The following is a 17374-nucleotide window of genomic DNA, read 5'->3' as shown; positions in this document are numbered from 1 at the left end:
TCCAGAACGGTGACTTGATAATAAAAGCGCCCGGCTGAGCCGGGCGAGAAATCTTACGGGATTATGAACCCATGCGGTAGTTTGGCGACTCTTTGGTAATTGTCACATCGTGCACGTGGCTTTCGTTGATCCCGGCGCCGCTGATACGGACAAACTCCGCTTTAGTCCGCAAATCGTCAATGGTTAGGCAACCGGTCAGGCCCATGCAGGAACGCAAGCCGCCCATCTGTTGATGAACGATCTCTTTCAGACGACCTTTATACGCGACGCGACCTTCAATCCCTTCCGGTACCAGTTTGTCAGCCGCATTGTCGGTCTGGAAGTAACGGTCAGATGAACCTTTGGACATGGCGCCTAACGATCCCATGCCGCGATAGGATTTGAATGCGCGACCTTGATACAGCTCAATTTCGCCCGGCGATTCTTCAGTACCCGCCAGCATTGAACCGACCATCACGCAGGATGCGCCCGCGGCGATAGCTTTTGCAATGTCGCCTGAGAAACGGATACCGCCATCGGCGATAACGGGAATGCCGGTGCCTTCCAGGGCGGCAACAGCGTCAGAAACAGCGGTGATTTGAGGTACGCCTACGCCAGTTACAATACGCGTGGTACAAATTGAACCAGGGCCGATGCCCACTTTCACGGCGCTCACGCCCGCTTCTACCAGAGCTAATGCGCCCGCGCCTGTCGCGACGTTGCCCCCGACGATTTCGAGGTCAGGGTATTTAGCACGGGTTTCACGGATACGCTGCAGTACGCCCTGAGAATGACCATGGGAAGAGTCGATCAGCAGTACGTCAACGCCAGCGGCAACCAGCGCATCTACACGCTCTTCGTTGCCAGCGCCAGCGCCTACCGCAGCACCGACACGCAGACGACCCTGCGCATCTTTACAGGCGTTAGGCTTACGTTCAGCTTTCTGGAAATCCTTAACGGTAATCATGCCCAACAGGTGAAAGCTTTCATCCACCACCAGGGCTTTTTCTACGCGTTTCTCATGCATTTTCTGCAGAACTACATCACGCGCTTCACCCTCTTTTACCGTTACCAGGCGCTCTTTCGGTGTCATTACCGCCGAAACAGGCTGAGTCAAATCGGTCACAAAGCGAACGTCACGGCCGGTAATGATACCGACCAGTTCGTTGTTGGCATTAACAACCGGATAACCTGCAAAGCCGTTACGCTCAGTCAGCGCTTTTACGTCGGCCAGCGGAGTCGTTGGCAACACGGTTTGCGGTTCAGTGACTACGCCGCTTTCATATTTTTTCACCTTGCGGACTTCATCTGCCTGGCGTTCAATCGACATATTTTTATGGATGAAGCCCAGACCGCCTTCTTGCGCCAGCGCAATGGCCAGGCCCGCTTCCGTCACGGTGTCCATTGCTGCGGACAGCATGGGAATAGTTAAACGGATGTTTTTAGTGAGCTGGGTACTGAGATCAGCCGTATTTGGCAGGACGGTGGAGTGAGCAGGAACGAGCAGGACGTCGTCAAAAGTGAGTGCTTCTTTAGCGATTCTTAACATGGCAATACTCCACCTCGGGTGAATGAGAATAGATAAAATATTGCCGCGGCATTATACAGGCCGTAATCGATTGCCTCCAGCATTATTTAATAAAAACTCTTGATCCGTGGTATCAGCCCTGTAGTATCGACTAATTAACCTGCTGATTTGGAATTTGATCTTCGTCACATGTCACTGCCTCCAACCGCCAATATTTTTACCGTCAGCCGCCTCAATAACACGGTGCGTCAGTTACTGGAAAAAGAGATGGGCCTGGTTTGGCTGAGCGCGGAGATCTCTAACTTTACTCAGCCCGCTTCCGGCCACTGGTATTTTACGCTTAAAGATGATGGCGCCCAGGTTCGCTGTGCTATGTTCCGTAACAGCAATCGTCGCGTGACCTTTCGTCCTCAACATGGCCAGCAAATTTTAGTTCGTGCCAATATCACGCTGTATGAACCCCGTGGCGACTACCAGCTCATTATCGAAAGCATGCGCCCCGCCGGTGAAGGCTTATTGCAGCAGCAGTTTGAGCTGCTGAAAGCCAGACTGGCAACCGAAGGCTTGTTCGACCCTCAACATAAGCAGGCCTTGCCGGAACCGGCGAAACAGGTTGGCGTGATCACCTCTGCCAACGGCGCGGCGTTACATGATGTGCTGCGCGTGCTGCATCGACGCGATCCCTCTTTACCGGTAGTGATCTATCCCACCGCCGTCCAGGGCGTTGACGCGCCCGCCGCCATCGTTCGCGCCATTGAAATAGCCAACCTGCGTAATGAGTGTGATGTATTAATCGTAGGCCGCGGCGGCGGCTCGCTGGAGGATTTGTGGAGTTTTAACGACGAACGTGTGGCGCGCGCCATCTTCGCCAGCCGCATTCAAGTGGTGAGCGCTGTCGGTCATGAAACCGACGTTACCATTGCCGATTTTGTTGCGGATCTGCGTGCGCCAACCCCTTCAGCCGCAGCCGAAATCGTCAGCCGCAATCAGGTTGAGTTATTACGCCAGCTCCAGTCTCAGCAGCAGCGGCTGGAAATGGCTATGGATTATTACCTGGCTCGCCAACAGCGGCTGTTTAGTCGGTTAGACCATCGCCTGCAGCAGCAACATCCACAATTACGTCTGGCGCGGCAGCAAACTGCCCTTTTCCGTCTGCAACAGCGTCTGACCGAAGCAATGGAATCACGCCTTCGAGTGTTCACGCGCCAGCAGGATCGCCTAACACAACGTTTTACGGCGCAATACCCACAGCAGCGCCTGTTTCTGGCGCAAAAGTCATTGCAAAACTGGCATTACCGTCTCGAACAAAGCATGGAAAAAGTGCTCAATTGCGATAAGCAGCGCTTTGCAACCCTGGCTGCTCAGCTTGAAGGCGTCAGCCCGCTGGCGACACTTGCACGCGGTTTTAGCGTAACCACTGACGTTTCCGGCCAGAGAGTGAAAAAAACCGGCCAGCTGCATACCGGCGATCTTCTTCGCACCCGACTTGAAGATGGCTGGGCAGAGAGCCAGGTGACAAAACTTCTGCCCGAAAAGCCGCGGCGGCGCCAAACATCTTCCTGAGGTCATAACTATACTTTTTGGCTCAACTGTTAATTCATCGTGCCAAGGAGTCGGATATGGCTTATAGCGTTATTCCTCCCTACATCTTACGCAAAATCATTGCACACGGTTCCGGCCATCAGCAGGAAGAAGCGCGTCGTACCTTAACCCACGTACAGCATTTAATGGCAGCGCCCTGGCAAAAGCCATCCGTGGCGAAAACCGCTGTTGGCGGCCGGGTTGAACGTGAGATTTATGATGCGCAAAACGAGCAAACTTTGCCGGGCAAGTTGATCCGGCAGGAAGGTCAATCGGCAAACGGTGATATTGCCGCCCAGGAAGCCTGGGATTATCTCGGTACAACCTACGACTTTTTCTGGCAGGCTTACAAGCGTAACTCTCTGGACAATCAGGGCTTGAAACTGTTGGGCACGGTGCATTACGGTAAAAATTACCAGAATGCCTTTTGGAATGGTCAGCAGATGGTGTTTGGCGATGGTGACGGCGAAATTTTTAATCGCTTCACTATTGCAATAGACGTGGTAGCGCATGAGCTGACGCATGGCGTTACTGAAAATGAAGCCGGATTGATCTATTTCGAACAGGCTGGTGCACTGAACGAGTCATTGTCAGATGTATTCGGCTCGTTAGTGAAGCAGTTCAGTAAGAAGCAGAGCGCCGAACAGGCCGACTGGATTATCGGTGAAGGCTTGTTGGCCAAAGGTATTCATGGCCGGGGCTTACGCTCAATGTCTGAACCCGGCACGGCTTATGACGATCCCATGCTGGGCAAAGATCCACAGCCTGCGCATATGGATCACTATGTGCAGACGCGTGAAGATAATGGCGGCGTGCACCTTAACTCTGGTATTCCTAATCGCGCTTTCTGTCTGGCTGCCAAAGCGCTGGGCGGTTATGCATGGGAGTTGGCTGGTCATGCGTGGTATGACAGCCTGTGTGATAAAGCGTTGCCGCAGGATGCCGATTTTAAAACCTTTGCTCAGTACACCATGCAGCACGGCGAAAAGCGCTTTAACCGTTCAGTGGGCAGCGCGATTGAACAAGCCTGGAAAGAGGTGGGCGTGTTATGAGCGAGCTTCCTCAACTCACCGACGATGCAATCATTGTGGTGGCACGTGAAGGCGGTATCGCGTTTATTCCGGGCCTGCGCGGCGAGCGTCGTTTCACTTTAGGCCAGCTTCCTGCCCCCCAAAAACAGCGCGTTTGTGCTGTGCTGGAACAGGCGATGCCTTTAGGAGAACCGGAAGAAAAGGCTGCTCAGGTTGGTCGTGGCGATCAGCGTTATTTTCGCATTCAGATTCAGTACGCCACCCACCGGGAAAGTGGCACGATAGTGCTGTTAATACCGGAACAGGTGGCGCCACCTGAACTGGAATCCCTGTGGCGCGACGGCGAATAGCGAAAAAAAGCCGACATCGCTGTCGGCTTTTTCATCACGTTATTTACTGTCAGGTAGGGCGTAAGCAATGACATAGTCACCACGATCGGGAGACTGACGTGCGCCGCCCGCTGAGATGAGAATGTATTGTTTGCCGGTTTTCGGTGAAACATAACTCATTGGACCGCCCTGGCTGCCAACCGGCAGGCGAGCTTTCCATACTTCTTTACCGGTTGAGCTGTCGAAGGCGCGCAGATAGTAATCCTGCGTACCCGCGATAAACACAAGGCCGCCCTGCGTTGCCAGCGTGCCGCCCAGCGTTGGCATACCAAGTGGCATTTTCATGCGCATTTTGATACCAAAAGGACCGGTATCCTGCACCGTACCGACTGGCACCTGCCAGACGATTTTCCGTGTTTTCATATCAATCGCGGACAGCGTACCAAACGGTGGCGCCTGGCAAGGAATGCCCAGCGGAGACATGAAACGGTTTTTATTCACCGCATAAGGCGTGCCTTTCAGCGGAACCGCACCCATGCCGGTGTTGATCGCTTCACCGCCATTGCTACCACGGGCAATCTTGCTGGTATCAGCCGGAATCATCTGTACCCACAGGCCCAGACGCATATCGTTGACGAACAGCAGATGGTTGTTCGGATCGGTGGACATGCTGCCCCAGTTCATACCGCCCAGCGAACCTGGGAAGCTGAGGGATTTATCGGTATCCGGCACGGTGAACAGACCATCATAACGCATGGATTTAAAAGCAACACGGCATACCAGCTGATCGAACGGCGTTGCACCCCACATGTCAGATTCTTTCAACGTCTGGTTGCCAATCTGTGGCATACCGGTCGAATGCGGCTGAGTTTTGGTGTACTGCTCGTTCGGAATATGGCCCTGCGGCATTGGCAACTCTTCGACTTTCGTCAACGGCTTGCCTGTCATGCGATCCAGCACAAAGATCATGCCGGTTTTACCGCCGATGACCACGGCCGGTTTGGTGGTGCCATCCTGCATTGGGAAATCGATCAGGCCTGGCTGCATCGGCAGGTCGAAGTCCCACAGATCGTTATGAACGGTCTGATAAACCCACTTCTCTTTACCCGTGGTGGCATCCAGCGCCAGCACGGACGCGCCGTATTTGTGATCCAGTGCAGTACGATTCGCGCCCCACAGGTCAACAGAAGAGCTGCCCATAGGGATAAATACGGTATTCATCGCCGGATCGTAAGACATCGGCGCCCACGAGTTTGGTGTGCTGCGCGTATAATCTTTGCCTGGCATCAGAATCGCATTCGGGTCCACATTGCCTGGGTCAAACGCCCAGCGCATTTGGCCTGTGATAACGTCAAAACCACGTAATACACCGCCTGGCATATCGGTCTGAACGTTGTCCGCGATACGTCCTCCAACCACAACGGTAGTACCCGCCACGGTCGGTGCAGAGGTCAGCTGATATTGCGGATCTGGCGCTTTACCCAAACCGGCTTTCAGATCAACCTGTCCGTTGTTGCCGAAGTCCTGACAGAATTCACCATTGTCAGCGTTGATTGCGATCAGGCGTGCATCAATGGTGTTCATCAGGATGCGGCGCTGACAGGTATCACCCGCAGGTAAATTTACGGCTGTCACCGGCGTTGAGCCTGGCTTTGACGGCTGCGTCAATGGTTTGGTCGCATCAAAATAAGCCAGACCGCGGCAGCGATTCCAGACTTCAGCTTGTGCGTTGATTTCGCGTTTCCAGATTTGCTTTCCGCTATCCGCTTCTACCGCAATCACATTGTTATGCGGCGTACAGAGATAGAGCGTATTGCCAATCTGCAGCGGAGTTTGTTGATCTTCCGCACCGTTACCGGTTGGGCTAACTGGCGTATCGCCAGTATGGAAAGTCCAGGCCACCTGCAGGTCTTTTACGTTGTCACGTGTGATTTGATCCAACGCAACAAAGCGGCTCCCGCCTGATGTATTACCGTAGTTATCCCAGTTTTTCTGCTGTTTCGCTTTATCAACCGGAATCAGCGGCAATTCCTGACCGCTGCTGGCAACAGTGGGATGTGGCTGGAACATCTGAACAAACGTCACCACCATGCCAATAGCCAGCACGGCAGACAAGACGTAGGAAACGTTAGCCAGCGACGTTTTGCCTTCACGCTTACGCAGCGCAGGCCAGGTCAGGAACGCCAGGATCATCAGTCCGGCTGGCACCATCAGGCGTGAAACCAGCGGCCAGAACGCCAGCCCAGCATCGAAAAGCGCCCAAATCAGCGTGCCGATACACATCAGCAGAAAAAGCGTCACTGCAGAAGATTTACGCCGGAAGAACTGAACTGCCGACAGAACGGTAACAATACCCGCGATTAAGAAGTACCAGCTGCCGCCAAGCGCGACGAGCTTACCGCCGCCGATAGCAAAGAACAGGCCGGTGGCAAGCAGCACCAACCCGAGCAGCACGGTCCATATTCCCAACCCTTTACCGGAGCGGGATGATGTTTCAGCCATAACACTAACTCTCCTGAAAAAAAAAAAGCGTCCGCGCTCCACGCCCGCTTGCCGTTTCGGGATCCGAGAGCTTTACGCTGGGGAACACTTTATTTTAAATCGAATTAAAAACGGACCTGCGTCCGGGATTCAAGCAATGTGAGGCAGGCGACATTAAGAATTGTCTATAGATCTGCCCACAGCGGGGCTGGATTGTACCACCTGGTACATAAAAAGGTGAATATCTATTACTCATTTGTTACTGAGAAATAGCATTTTTGCTACAAAATGTGCGTTAAGTAATTAAATTTACACGGTTCTTGCAATAACAGGCTTTCAGGCGGTCGATGTGTAAGCGTGCGTTAAGCGCTTAACGGTACATATCCGATGTTCTTTAACGGTTAAACCGTATTTATAAGCGTCAAAACAGCCAATTAGACCAAAAGATTAAAGTATGCCTGCAGCTAAGGACAACCTGAGCAACGTACCTGCGCTGCGTATGACGTACCACATATTTTACAAATGCCTTTGCGCTACGTTAACGACAGCGGATAAAGCTATCCCTCAATACGTTTCCCTTTTTGCAACCTGGCTGCTTACCGCAAAAAAAGAGGGCCAAACCGGCCCTCGATAATTAACGCTTATTTTTTTTCATATGCGCCATCAGGCGCTTACGTTTACGCTGCTGAGTGGGTGTCAACAGGTTACGCTTGCCTTCATAAGGGTTTTCGCCCTCTTTAAACTGAATACGAATCGGCGTTCCCATGACATTGAGAGAACGACGGAAGTAGTTCATCAGATAGCGCTTGTAAGAATCCGGCAGATCTTTCACCTGATTGCCATGGATCACGACAATAGGTGGATTGTAACCTCCGGCATGCGCATATTTCAGCTTCACGCGGCGACCACGAACCAGCGGTGGCTGGTGATCTTCTGCTGCCATATTCATAATGCGCGTCAGTAACGATGTGTTAACCCGTTTAGTTGAGCAGTCGTAAGCTTCCGTGACCGATTCAAACAGGTTACCCACGCCGCTGCCGTGCAGCGCAGAAATAAAGTGAACGCGGGCGAAATCAATAAAGCCCAGACGGAAATCGAGCGTCTCTTTGACCTCGTCACGCACCTCTTGCGACAGGCCATCCCACTTATTAACCACAATTACCAGTGAGCGCCCGCTATTCAGAATAAAACCGAGCAGCGAGAGATCCTGGTCGGAAATCCCGGCGCGGGCATCAATCACCAGCATCACAACGTTTGCGTCTTCAATCGCCTGTAGCGTTTTGATTACCGAAAACTTTTCTACCGTATCGGTGATTTTTCCGCGCTTACGCACACCTGCGGTGTCAATCAGCACGTACTCACGCCCATCACGCTCCATCGGAATATAGATGCTGTCGCGCGTCGTACCCGGCATGTCATATACCACTACGCGATCTTCGCCAAGAATGCGGTTGGTCAGGGTAGATTTGCCCACATTTGGGCGGCCTACAATCGCCAGCTTGATCGGCAAACCGGTTGGATCGAACTCTTCCTCTTCCTCTTCAGGCGGTTCACCATTCTCTTTTGCCGCCAGTGCCGCCCAGTAGGCTTCGTTTTCGTCTTCTTCGGTCACTTCTACCGGATCGACCTGTTCCATCCACGGCAGCAGCGCGGTTTCTAACAGGCTGGTCACGCCACGACCGTGCGAGGCTGCAATGGCATGGATTTCTCCCAGGCCCAGCGAGTAGAAATCTAAGACGGCTGAATCGGGATCGAGTCCGTCGGTTTTATTAGCCACCAGGAAGGTAGCTTTTTGGCGCGAACGCAGATGCTTAGCAATTTGCTGATCGGCCGGCATCAGACCCGCACGGGCATCTACCATAAACAGCACAACATCGGCTTCTTCAATCGCCAGCAGCGACTGTTCTGCCATGCGCGTTTCGACACCATCCTCAGTGCCGTCAATGCCGCCGGTATCAATAACAATAAATTCGCGCCCTTCCACTTCGGCGCGACCATATTTGCGATCGCGAGTCAGTCCAGGAAAATCCGCTACCAGCGCATCACGTGTGCGGGTTAAGCGGTTAAAAAGCGTAGATTTTCCCACATTGGGACGCCCAACCAGCGCGACCACAGGTACCATAAACATGCCTCAATAAATAATTAATCGCCCGAATGGCGTGATTATAACGGCTCTTGCCGCTAAGTTCAGGCTGAAGGCGCAAAGAATACCATGCCTGACTAAAAACGAAACGGCCCCTGATAAACTCAGGAGCCGCTTTCAGGGAAGGATTTCACCTGACTGGCGTTTACCCATTAGCGGGTAATCGCATAAACCTCACCGTCTTTGGACTGGATCAGCAACTTGTCGCTGGCAACCACCGGTTCAGTCTGGAAGCCGGAGCTGTCCAGTTTCTGCTGGGCAACAAAGCGACCGTCGGTCGTGTTCATCCAGTGCAGATAACCTTCGCTGTCACCTACCACGATGTAGCCATTGTACAACACGGGCGATGTCAGGTTACGGTGCAGCAGATCGCTTTGACGCCAGATTGCCACGCCGCCATCCGCGTTCAGAGCAATGACGCGATCGTCCTGATCGATCAGGTAAATACGGCCCGCATCTACAATCAGATCTTTCACGCCACCAATTTCACGCTTCCACAAAATTTGTCCTGAACGCAGGTCCAGCGCGGTTAAATCGCCATTGTAAGCCAGCGCGTAAACCACGCCATTTACCACAACCGGCGTGGTATCAACATCATTCAGGCGATCGATTTCCGTCGCGCCGCTTGGCTGCGAAATGCGCTGCTGCCAAATCAGCTGACCTTGATTCATGATGACTGCGCTGACGCGACCGTTATCTCCGCCGACAATCGCACCGCCAAAGGCAACGGCTGGCGCAGATTCACCGCGCAGAGACAGCGCTGGCATATCAAGGTTAACGCTCCACTTGATGGCGCCGCTGTTCTGATCCAGCCCCTGCAACATGCCGTTGCTGGTGTGAATCAACACTAAACCATCACTGACAACCGGACGTGACAGCGCTTCGCCAGCCACTTTGGTTTGCCAGTCAATCTTACCGTCGCTGCTGTTTAAGGCATAAACCTGGCCGCGTTCGCTGCCAGCATACAGGCGGTCGCCATTCACGGTCAGGCCGCCAGACAACAGGGCTGAACGATTTTTTGAGAAGAAGCCGGTTTTCTCAGAGAGATCGACTTTCCATTTTTCCTTACCATTCGCTGCGTCTAATGCTTTTATGATACCAAAGCGATCGGCCGCATAAACGGTGCCCTCTTGCCAGGCGGGATGCAGGTTGGAATAAAAATCGCCAACACCATCACCCACCGACGTGCTCCATACTTCTTGCGGAGTAAACTGATTTTCGACCTTCGGCAACGGGGCCATTTTTACTGCATCTTCTTCGCCGCTAAACAGCGAACAACCGCTGAGCAAAGTGACTGAAATCAGCCCTGGCAGCAGGTATTTACGTAATTCCATGCGCTCTCTCTTGACTGGCTTAGCTTAAGTTATTCATCTTCATCTGCATCATTTGCTTCAATGCCGGAGAGGCATCAGATTCCACCCCTTTGCTCCAGGCATCGCGTGCGCCCTGCTTGTCGCCTTTGCTTAGCAGCGCTTCGCCGCGGATGTCGGCCACAATGGCTGTCCAACCATCACCCTTCACGCCTTCCAGGGTTTTAAGTGCTGCGTCGGCTTGATTTTGTTGCAGTTGAATGCGCGCCAGGCGCAGGTTAATAACCGCCTGCAGGTTGGCATCTTTTGTGTCTTTCAGGCCGTTTTGCAGCTGAGCAGCCGCTTTATCGAGCTGGTTGCTGTCAACATACTGTTTGGCTACATCCATTGATGCCAGCGCACCGTAGGTGTTGCTGTTATCCCTGGCAAAATTGCTCACCGCCTCCAGCGTTTGAGGCTTATCCGCCTGCATAGCATTGGTCAGCTGCTGATACTGCGCTGAAACGGTTTTGGCCGAGCTCTCTTCATGGTTCGCCCAGTAGCGCCAGCCACCCAGCGCGGCAATACCGATGACTACGCCAACCGCTAACGCTTTGCCATTGTTGGCAAAGAAGCGGCGCACGGCATCAATCTGTTCATTCTCATTGCTATAAACTTCCACGCAATCCCTCTCTTTTTAATGATCGGTGCTGTGACACGCTTACTGTAACAGCGTGCGCAATGCAGCAGCAGCCTCTGCCTGCGCTAGCGTTTGCTGCTCGCCACTGCGCAGATTTTTAATCACGACCTGACCGGCCTTCACTTCGTCTTCACCCACTACCAGTGCAACGCGTGCGCCCCACTTATCTGCGCGGGCAAACTGCTTTTTAAAATTGCCGCCGCCAAAGTTGGTCATCAGCTTCAGATCGGGCATTTCATCGCGCAGTTTTTCTGCCAGCAGCATTGCTGATGCCTGTACGCCTTGACCCGAAGCGATAACATAGACATCAACAACACGAGTCGGTTCAAATTCAGGATTAACCGCCTGAACCAGCAGGACCAAACGCTCCATGCCCATGGCGAAACCGACAGCAGGCGTTGCGCGACCGCCCAGTTGCTCAACTAAGCCATCGTAACGGCCGCCGCCACACACGGTACCCTGTGAGCCCAGGCTATCGGTGACCCATTCAATCACCGTCCGGTTGTAGTAATCGAGGCCACGCACCAGACGCTGATTTACGGTATACGCAATGCCCGCATCGTCCAGCAGCGCGCAAAGACCGTCAAAATGCGCACGTGACTCTTCATCCAGATAATCGCCCAGCTGGGGCGCATCGTTCAATAAGTGCTGAATTTCAGGATTTTTACTGTCGAGCACGCGCATCGGATTGGTATACATGCGGCGTTTGCAATCTTCATCCAGCGTTTCTTTATGTTGCTCAAGGAAAGCCACTAACGCATCGCGATAATTAGCGCGTGCCTCAAGCGAACCGATGGAGTTGAGTTCGAGCCGGACGTGGTCGGCAATACCTAATGCTTTCCACCAGCGCGCATTAAGCATGATCAATTCAGCATCAATATCTGGCCCCTGCAAGCCAAATACTTCAACACCCATCTGGTGGAACTGGCGATAGCGGCCTTTTTGCGGACGCTCGTAACGGAACATCGGTCCCATGTACCACAGGCGCTGCTCCTGGTTATAGAGCAAGCCATGTTCGATGCCCGCACGCACACACCCTGCGGTCCCTTCCGGGCGTAGCGTCAGGCTTTCACCGTTGCGGTCGTCAAAAGTATACATTTCTTTTTCAACCACATCGGTGACTTCACCGATAGCGCGTTTAAACAGCGGCGTTTGTTCAACGATCGGCATACGAATTTCGCTATAACCGTAACTCGCCAGAACCTGTTTCAGAACGCCTTCAATCCGTTGCCAGATGGCTGTATCCGCGGGCAGATAATCATTCATCCCACGAATAGCTTGAATATTCTTCGCCACGTTAGAATCTCTTAATACAAAAAAACCTGTCCGGCATCATACCTTATGAGGATGAAACCGCACAGGTTCAGTCAAAAAAGTCACGCACGCAGCCTGCGTGCGCCATTATTTTTCCAGCTGCTGCACGTCGATACGACGACTTTCGTCGAGCATCGACGCTTTGGCACGGATGCGGGCTTCCAGCTGATCGATCATATCGCTATTGTCGAGACGATCCCGCTGACGCACTCCATCTTCATAGAAACCACTTTTCTTATTACCGCCGGTTACGCCAAGCGTAGAGATAGTGGCTTCGCCTGGACCATTCACGACACAACCAATAATAGAAACGTCCATCGGCGTGATGAGATCTTCCAGACGCTGCTCCAGCGCGTTTACCGTGCCGATTACGTCAAATTCCTGACGCGAGCAGGTTGGGCAAGCGATAAAGTTAATGCCACGCGAACGAATACGCAGCGATTTCAAAATATCGAAACCCACTTTCACTTCTTCGACCGGATCGGCCGCCAGCGAAATGCGCAGCGTGTCACCAATGCCTTCCGACAGCAGCAGACCAAGTCCGATAGCCGATTTCACCGCCCCCGCACGCGCGCCGCCTGCTTCGGTAATACCGAGGTGCAGCGGTTGTTCAATTTGCTTTGCCAGCAGACGATACGATTCGACCGCCAGGAACACGTCCGAGGCTTTCACGCTGACCTTAAATTGATCGAAATTCAGGCGATTAAGGTGATCAACGTGGCGCATAGCTGATTCCAGCAACGCCTGCGGCGTCGGCTCACCATATTTTTCCTGCAGATCTTTTTCCAGCGACCCCGCATTCACGCCGATACGAATCGGAATATTGCGGTCGCGGGCGCAGTCAACCACCATACGAATACGTTCGTTGTTACCGATATTGCCTGGGTTGATACGCAGGCAATCGACGCCATACTCAGCGACTTTCAGTGCAATGCGGTAATCAAAATGGATGTCTGCCACCAGCGGTACGTCGACCTGCTGTTTAATCAGCTTAAATGCTTCGGCGGCGTCCATAGTGGGCACAGAGATGCGGACAATATCCACGCCTACGCGCTCAAGCGCTTTGATTTGGTTTACTGTCGCAGCCACATCGGTGGTGCGGGTATTGGTCATCGACTGAACGGCAATAGGTGCACCGTCGCCGACTGGCACCTTGCCGACGTAAATGCGTTTTGATTTACGGCGGATAATGGGTGCTTCGTTATGCATATTTCTTCTCCACAATTGCCCGGTACGCGATACGCTGTTATTGCGCACCTAATGTCAGGCGAGCAACCTGGTTATTACGGATAAAATGACTTAAATCAACAGGCTGGTTCTGATATTGCACCTGTACGGCCGATGGCGCGCCAATTTTCAGACGATACGGAGCCGTACCCGCGAGGCTGAGTTTACCACCGCTGTGTTGCATTCCGCTGAACAGTTTTTTACCGCTGGCATCCGTTACTTCTAACCAGCAATCAGAATTGAAAGTCATAACAACCGCGTTGGGATCCGTTGCCGGTTCGCTCACAGCAGCAGCCCCAACCGGTATTTGCGGTGCGGTTGACGTGGGTGCAGCAGACGTATTGACCGGAGCCTGAGAAGGTGAAACCACGGCGTTATCGCCGCCAGGCTGCGCTGACGTAGCAGGATGACTGGCATTGTTCGCGGGCGTAGTCACGGAAGGCGTGCTGGCAGCGCTGTTATCCATGGTTATGGGTGCCGGATTGCTTTCATCCGGTGCGGCAGGCGCAGCAGTTTCATCAGACGTACTATCGCCTGCGGTTTCACCCAGCGGAATGGACTGGCTACTGTCATCATTACTGCCGTTCTGACTGACCATGGTCGTCAGTTCCTCCTGCGACGCTTTATGGTTTTGCCACCACCATGCGCCCGTCAGGCCAATCACCACAAACACCACCAGCCAGGTGAAAATCATCAACCAACCGTCGCGCTTTTTGCGGCGCTTACCCAAAGAGAAACTTTGCATCGGTTCGATTTTTGCGGCACGCACCGGCGTTTGTTTCGCCATCATTGGCAGTAATTCCTCTTCAGGAATATGCACCAGACGGGTGTAAGAGCGAATGTAGCCGCGTAAGAACGTCGAGGCTAAATCAGCGGGCGATTTATCTTCCTCAATGTCTCGAACGGTAGAAAGTTTCAGACACAGGCGCTCAGCAACGTTCTGCTGCGTCAGTCCCATCTGCTCACGGGCCAGACGCAGGCGTTCACCTGTTGAATGTACTGCAGAATTCTCTTGATTGGCTTCAGTATTCATTAGCTAAATAACGCTGGTACTGTATCGATTGCGGAAAACGCCGCGCTAACTGGTCGCCATAAAACCTGACATCTGCGACATTTTCCTGTTGCGCGGCGAAACGTATATGTAACGCCAGACTGCGTGCCGTTTCAGGCAGACGTTGCTGGTAAATCTTTAACAATAACGATGTGTTAGCCTGTTGATCTGTTTCCAGCAGCCTTTCGGCCTCAGCTAACACGGACTCTCCTTTGCTGCGGTCCGCATCCAGCGCGTGCAGCAGTGCTGAACGTGCCGCGTCATCATCGCCTGCCTGCAGATAACAATATCCCGATAGTTCGAGCGCATCGATGCGGGCGTCGCCTTCCGGCGCATCTTTTGCCCGTTTAAACTGTTGATGCGCTTCGTCATACTGCCCTAAAGCGCAAAGAAACGCACCGTAATTGTTAGCGATGTAACCATTATCTGGTGCCAGGCGCTGGGCATGAAGAAACTGCTCTGTCGAAGCTGCCATGTTTCCTTGCCGCTGGGCCAGCCGGGCCAGTGCCAAAGCTATGCGGTAATCACGCGGTGCAGCGGCCTGAGCACGCAAAAAATTACGCTGTGCAGCGGCATAATCTCCTACAGCTAAATAATGCATCCCTAACTGTAGACGCACCTCTGCAGCACCGTGGGGCGTTGCTTTGCTGACACAACCGCTTACAACAAACAGCGCCAGTAATCCTGTCGATAATCCTTTATGCATTTCGTTACCCTTATGTCGCTCATTAGCTGGCAATAGCCTGCCACGAGCGACACAAGCGGGAAACGCTAAGCGCCAGGGTTTCAGAGAGCCTTCACAGTTATCGGCTCACCCGCCATTTTTTTCTTCATTGTACGTTTGGTGCGGTCAATCACTTCCCCGGCCAGCTGTCCACAGGCGGCGTCAATATCATCTCCACGCGTTTTGCGCACAATGGTGGTAAAACCGTATTCCATAAGCACTTTGGAGAAGCGATCCACGCGGCTGTTAGAGCTACGACCATAAGGCGCACCCGGGAAGGGGTTCCAGGGAATCAGGTTAATTTTGCACGGCGTCTCTTTCAACAGCTCAGCCAACTCATGCGCATCATCGGTACTGTCGTTAACGTGATCCAGCAGTACATATTCGATGGTGACGCGTCCCTGGTTGGCATTTGATTTTGCCAGGTAGCGCTTTACTGCCGCCAGGAACATTTCAATGTTGTACTTTTTGTTGATCGGCACAATATCGTCACGCAGTTTGTCGTTCGGTGCATGCAGCGAAATGGCCAGCGCGACATCAATCATGTCGCCAAGTTTATCCAGCGCGGGCACGACGCCCGAGGTTGATAACGTCACTCTGCGTTTTGACAAGCCAAAACCGAAATCATCCAGCATGATTTCCATTGCCGGTACGACATTATTCAGGTTAAGCAGCGGCTCGCCCATTCCCATCATCACAACATTGGTGATAGGACGCTGGCCCGTTACTTTTGCCGCACCGATGATTTTCGCGGCACGCCATACCTGGCCGATAATTTCCGAAACACGCAGGTTACGGTTAAAGCCTTGTTGCGCAGTCGAACAGAATTTACACTCCAGCGCACATCCCACTTGCGAAGAAACGCACAGCGTTGCGCGATCGTCTTCCGGAATATAGACCGTTTCCACCAGCTGATCGCCCACGCGGATCGCCCATTTAATCGTACCGTCGGCGGAACGCATCTCTTCAGCCACTTCCGGCGCCCGGATCTCGGTCAGCTCCATCAGTTTGGTACGCAGCTTTTTGTTGATGTCGGTCATCTGTTCGAAATCATCACAGCAGTAGTGGTACATCCATTTCATGACCTGATCGGCGCGGAAAGGCTTCTCGCCCAGCGCAATAAAAAACTCACGCATCTGCTGACGATTCAGATCCAGCAGATTAATTTTTTGGTTTTGTGGGGAAACAACAATGGGGGATGCGGACGACGGCGTCACAATCTGTTCGGACATAATGTTCTCTGGCCTCGTTGTTACACGTTATGGCTCTGGTTAAGAATACGCCTTCACTAAGCATGCTCAATGAAGGCGCAATATTGTACAACATCTGCTGCCTGATGCCAGGCGGGATCGAGATCCTTTGGCAGATTTTTGTAAAGCCAGCTATCCGTTTATCGCCGGGCGATTAACGGGTACGTGGGCAGATTTCGTTTTCGCCGAAGAAATAAGCGATTTCACGTGCAGCAGATTCAGCAGAGTCAGAACCGTGAGTCGCGTTCTCGGTGAAGCTGTCTGCATAGTCGGCACGCAGGGTGCCTGCCAGGGCATTCGCTGGGTTAGTCGCGCCCATCAGGTCACGGTGACGCTGAACGGCATTTTCGCCTTCCAGGACAGAAACCACAACCGGACCAGAAGTCATGAATTCAACCAGGCCGTCAAAGAAAGGCTTGCCCTGATGCTCAGCGTAGAAACCTTCAGCCTGCTCTTTGCTCAGCTGCAGCATTTTTGCGCCAACGATTTTGAAGCCTGCGCTTTCAAAACGATTGTAGATTGCACCGATCACGTTTTTAGCGACGGCGTTTGGCTTGATGATAGAAAAAGTACGTTCGATTGCCATGTTGACCTCTGTCATAACGTCCTGAAGAAACCGGGGAGCGCACGCCCCAGCTAAGAAACGGCGCCGATTATAGGGGCAGAGCCAAGCCTTGCCTATCAGAGATCTCATAATTTATTGAAAAATATTGATCTGCCTCGAAGCATTGAGTCAGTAATTGTGCG

15 protein-coding genes are annotated in these 17374 nt (G+C 52.8%); 4 read left to right on the top strand and 11 right to left on the bottom strand.

The window, feature by feature from the left end; translation table 11 throughout:
- Positions 1-61: 61 nt before the first annotated feature.
- The gene (gene guaB, locus H2P46_RS08005; RefSeq protein ID WP_193404614.1) at positions 62-1528 is read right to left on the bottom strand and encodes an IMP dehydrogenase; all 1467 of its coding nucleotides are present in this window, start codon (positions 1526-1528) and stop codon (positions 62-64) included.
- A 168-nt stretch (positions 1529-1696) separates the two neighbouring features.
- Here guaB and xseA point away from each other — a divergent pair, with 168 nt between their 5' ends.
- The 3 genes from xseA to H2P46_RS07990 are packed head-to-tail and all read left to right on the top strand — an operon-like array spanning position 1697 to position 4469.
- Positions 1697-3070, top strand: a complete 1374-nt coding sequence (xseA, locus tag H2P46_RS08000) for an exodeoxyribonuclease VII large subunit (protein ID WP_193404613.1) — start codon at positions 1697-1699, stop codon at positions 3068-3070.
- A gap of 56 nt (positions 3071-3126) precedes the next feature.
- Positions 3127-4140: a M4 family metallopeptidase gene (locus H2P46_RS07995; protein WP_193404612.1), complete on the top strand. Its 1014-nt coding sequence runs from the start codon at positions 3127-3129 to the stop codon at positions 4138-4140.
- The gene (locus tag H2P46_RS07990) at positions 4137-4469 is read left to right on the top strand and encodes a protealysin inhibitor emfourin (protein ID WP_193404611.1); all 333 of its coding nucleotides are present in this window, start codon (positions 4137-4139) and stop codon (positions 4467-4469) included. The genes H2P46_RS07995 and H2P46_RS07990 overlap by 4 nt, the downstream gene beginning before the upstream one ends.
- 39 nt (positions 4470-4508) lie before the next feature.
- On the opposite strand, the gene H2P46_RS07985 is transcribed toward H2P46_RS07990, so the two are convergent.
- From H2P46_RS07985 to rlmN, 9 genes are all read right to left on the bottom strand, one after another.
- On the bottom strand, positions 4509-6950 hold the full coding sequence (locus H2P46_RS07985; RefSeq protein WP_193404610.1) for a glucose/quinate/shikimate family membrane-bound PQQ-dependent dehydrogenase: 2442 nt from the start codon (positions 6948-6950) through the stop codon (positions 4509-4511).
- Positions 6951-7563: 613 nt separating this feature from the next.
- Positions 7564-9051: a ribosome biogenesis GTPase Der gene (gene der, locus H2P46_RS07980; RefSeq protein ID WP_193404701.1), complete on the bottom strand. Its 1488-nt coding sequence runs from the start codon at positions 9049-9051 to the stop codon at positions 7564-7566.
- A gap of 173 nt (positions 9052-9224) precedes the next feature.
- Positions 9225-10406 carry an outer membrane protein assembly factor BamB gene (gene bamB / locus H2P46_RS07975; protein WP_193404609.1) on the bottom strand — a complete coding sequence of 394 codons (1182 nt, stop codon included), beginning with the start codon at positions 10404-10406 and terminating at the stop codon, positions 9225-9227.
- 19 nt (positions 10407-10425) lie between these two features.
- Positions 10426-11043, bottom strand: coding sequence for a YfgM family protein (locus H2P46_RS07970; protein WP_193404608.1), 618 nt, complete (start codon positions 11041-11043; stop codon positions 10426-10428).
- Between the two features lie 39 nt (positions 11044-11082).
- Complete coding sequence (gene hisS, locus H2P46_RS07965) at positions 11083-12357, bottom strand: histidine--tRNA ligase (protein WP_193404607.1); 1275 nt, start codon at positions 12355-12357, stop codon at positions 11083-11085.
- Between the two features lie 105 nt (positions 12358-12462).
- A complete protein-coding gene (gene ispG / locus H2P46_RS07960; RefSeq protein WP_193404606.1) occupies positions 12463-13584 on the bottom strand; it encodes a flavodoxin-dependent (E)-4-hydroxy-3-methylbut-2-enyl-diphosphate synthase in 1122 nt (373 codons plus the stop codon).
- Positions 13585-13621: 37 nt separating this feature from the next.
- Positions 13622-14635: a cytoskeleton protein RodZ gene (gene rodZ / locus H2P46_RS07955; protein ID WP_193404605.1), complete on the bottom strand. Its 1014-nt coding sequence runs from the start codon at positions 14633-14635 to the stop codon at positions 13622-13624.
- Positions 14625-15359, bottom strand: coding sequence for a type IV pilus biogenesis/stability protein PilW (pilW, locus tag H2P46_RS07950; RefSeq protein WP_193404604.1), 735 nt, complete (start codon positions 15357-15359; stop codon positions 14625-14627). Before pilW ends, rodZ begins: the two co-directional genes overlap by 11 nt.
- A gap of 80 nt (positions 15360-15439) precedes the next feature.
- Positions 15440-16609, bottom strand: a complete 1170-nt coding sequence (rlmN, locus tag H2P46_RS07945; protein ID WP_193404603.1) for a dual-specificity RNA methyltransferase RlmN — start codon at positions 16607-16609, stop codon at positions 15440-15442.
- Between the two features lie 29 nt (positions 16610-16638).
- Between rlmN and H2P46_RS07940 the strand changes: the two genes are divergently transcribed.
- On the top strand, positions 16639-16785 hold the full coding sequence (locus H2P46_RS07940; protein WP_193404602.1) for a hypothetical protein: 147 nt from the start codon (positions 16639-16641) through the stop codon (positions 16783-16785).
- On the opposite strand, the gene ndk is transcribed toward H2P46_RS07940, so the two are convergent.
- Positions 16782-17213, bottom strand: coding sequence for a nucleoside-diphosphate kinase (gene ndk, locus H2P46_RS07935; protein ID WP_003848684.1), 432 nt, complete (start codon positions 17211-17213; stop codon positions 16782-16784). The genes H2P46_RS07940 and ndk overlap by 4 nt on opposite strands.
- Between the last annotated feature and the right edge of the window lie 161 nt (positions 17214-17374).

The sequence above is a fragment of the Mixta mediterraneensis genome, from assembly GCF_014946725.1.
Classification (GTDB): Bacteria; Pseudomonadota; Gammaproteobacteria; order Enterobacterales; family Enterobacteriaceae; genus Pantoea; species Pantoea mediterraneensis.
Note: the sequence above shows the minus strand (reverse complement) of the source record. Positions and strands in the feature narration are given on the sequence as shown.

Excerpts from the sequence above, each read along its gene's own strand:
- guaB (WP_193404614.1), bottom strand. The coding sequence starts at position 1,528 with ATGTTAAGAATCGCTAAAGAAGCACTCACTTTTGACGACGTCCTGCTC.
- xseA (WP_193404613.1), top strand. The coding sequence starts at position 1,697 with ATGTCACTGCCTCCAACCGCCAATATTTTTACCGTCAGCCGCCTCAAT.
- H2P46_RS07995 (WP_193404612.1), top strand. The coding sequence starts at position 3,127 with ATGGCTTATAGCGTTATTCCTCCCTACATCTTACGCAAAATCATTGCA.
- H2P46_RS07990 (WP_193404611.1), top strand. The coding sequence starts at position 4,137 with ATGAGCGAGCTTCCTCAACTCACCGACGATGCAATCATTGTGGTGGCA.
- H2P46_RS07985 (WP_193404610.1), bottom strand. The coding sequence starts at position 6,950 with ATGGCTGAAACATCATCCCGCTCCGGTAAAGGGTTGGGAATATGGACC.
- der (WP_193404701.1), bottom strand. The coding sequence starts at position 9,051 with ATGGTACCTGTGGTCGCGCTGGTTGGGCGTCCCAATGTGGGAAAATCT.
- bamB (WP_193404609.1), bottom strand. The coding sequence starts at position 10,406 with ATGGAATTACGTAAATACCTGCTGCCAGGGCTGATTTCAGTCACTTTG.
- ispG (WP_193404606.1), bottom strand. The coding sequence starts at position 13,584 with ATGCATAACGAAGCACCCATTATCCGCCGTAAATCAAAACGCATTTAC.
- rodZ (WP_193404605.1), bottom strand. The coding sequence starts at position 14,635 with ATGAATACTGAAGCCAATCAAGAGAATTCTGCAGTACATTCAACAGGT.
- pilW (WP_193404604.1), bottom strand. The coding sequence starts at position 15,359 with ATGCATAAAGGATTATCGACAGGATTACTGGCGCTGTTTGTTGTAAGC.
- rlmN (WP_193404603.1), bottom strand. The coding sequence starts at position 16,609 with ATGTCCGAACAGATTGTGACGCCGTCGTCCGCATCCCCCATTGTTGTT.
- H2P46_RS07940 (WP_193404602.1), top strand. The coding sequence starts at position 16,639 with ATGGCTCTGGTTAAGAATACGCCTTCACTAAGCATGCTCAATGAAGGC.
- ndk (WP_003848684.1), bottom strand. The coding sequence starts at position 17,213 with ATGGCAATCGAACGTACTTTTTCTATCATCAAGCCAAACGCCGTCGCT.